Below are 1730 nucleotides of genomic sequence, written 5' to 3'. Positions count from 1 at the left end.
GCCAGCGCGCTGCTGGTGCCCACCGCCGTCGCCGCCGTGCTCGCCTCCACCGCCGTGCAGCAGGCCCGCGCCAGCACCGGGGACCTGCCGCGCTGGGCGCAGCAGCGCGCCGTCGCCCAGGTCGACGCCGAGGTGCGCTCCGAGCCGCGCCCGCTGCGCACCGGCCGCCCCGGCGCCCCCGCGCGCGCGGCCGTCGACGTGCACCTCACCGCGGTGCTGGTGCGCGGCCAGCGGCTCGACGTCGCCGCCCCCGCGACCGTCTTCACCGACGCCGCCACCTGGCGCACCGCGGTCGGCGCCCGGGTGCGGCTGACCGCCCGCCTGGCCCCGGCCGAGCCGGGGGAGCGGGCCGCGGTCGTGCTGCACGCGCGCGCCGCCCCGCGGCCCCTCGCGCCCCCCGGTGCGGTGCACCGCGCCGCCGAGCGGCTGCGCGCCGGGTTGCGCACCGCCTGCGCGCGCCTGCCCGCCGACGCGCGCGGGCTGCTGCCCGGTCTCGTCGTGGGCGACACCTCCGCGCTGCCGGCGGACCTGGAGGCCGACATGCGCGCGGTGGGCCTGAGCCACCTGACGGCCGTCAGCGGCGCCAACACCACCCTCGTCGTGGCCGCCCTGGTGCTCGCCGCCTCCCTGCTCGGCCTGGGCCGCCGGCTGCGGCTGCTGGCCGCCGGCGCCGGGCTGGCCGGCTTCGTCGTCCTGGCCCACCCCGAGCCCAGCGTGCTGCGCGCGGCGGTCATGGGCGCCGTCGGCCTGGCCGGGCTGCTCGCCGGCCGCCCCGCGCGCGGGGTGCCGGTGCTGGCCGGCGCGGCGCTGGCGCTGCTGGTGGCCGACCCCTGGCTGGCCCGGGAGGCGGGCTTCTCGCTCTCGGTGCTCGCCACCGCGGGCCTGCTGCTGCTCGCCCGCCGCTGGGCCGCGCGCCTGCAGGGGGCCGGGGTGCCGCGCGCGCTCGCCCACGCCGTCGCCGTGCCGGCCGCCGCGCAGGCGGTGTGCGGCCCCGTCCTGGTGCTGCTCACCCCGTCGGTGAACCCGCTGTCGCTGCCGGTCAACGTCCTCGTCGCGCCCGCCGTCGCACCGGCCACCGTGACCGGGCTGGCCGCCACCCTCGTGGCGGCCGCCTGGCCCGCGGCCGGCGCGGTCGCGGTGCTGCCCGCCGGCCTGGCCGCGCAGTGGGTCGCGCTGGTGGCGCGCCGGGCCGCGGACGTGCCGGCGGCGCTGCCGGTGCCCGCCGGGGCGGCCGGCGCGCTCGTCGTCGCCGCCGGCACGGTGCTGCTCCTGAGCGCCGGCGCCCTGGCGGTGCGCGGCCGGCGCCCCGGGGCGCGCGGCCGGCGACCGCTGGCGGCCGCGGCGGTCCTGGTGGTGTGCGCGGCGCTGCTGGTGCGCTGCGCGCCGCGCTGGGGCGGCCCGGCGGGGCCGTGGCCGGCGCCGGACTGGCTGGTGGTGGGCTGCGACGTCGGCCAGGGCGACGCCGTCGTGCTGCGCTCGGGCCCGCGCGCGGCGGTGCTCGTGGACGCCGGCCCCGACGCCGAGCTCGTCGACGGCTGCCTGGACCGCCTGGACGTGCAGCGCCTGGACGCGGTGGTGCTCACCCACCCCCACGCCGACCACGTCGACGGCCTGCCCGGCGCGGTGCGCGGGCGCGAGGTGGGGCAGGTGCTGGTGTCGCCGCTGGCCGTGCAGCCCGCCTCCGCCCGGGTGGCCGGGGTCGCCGCCGGCGCGGGCGCGCCGCTGCGCAC

General features: G+C 83.1%; 1 protein-coding gene. It reads left to right on the top strand.

Translation table 11 applies throughout. From position 1 onward, the window contains the following. Window positions 1-15: 15 nt before the first annotated feature. Window positions 16-1730: ComEC/Rec2 family competence protein (locus GTR00_RS20290; protein WP_166613340.1), on the top strand; the 1715-nt coding region annotated here is incomplete at its 3' end.

The sequence above is a fragment of the Kineococcus indalonis genome, from assembly GCF_009906395.1.
GTDB lineage: Bacteria > Actinomycetota > Actinomycetes > Actinomycetales > Kineococcaceae > Kineococcus > Kineococcus indalonis.
This window is presented reverse-complemented; position numbering and strand designations above follow the sequence as displayed.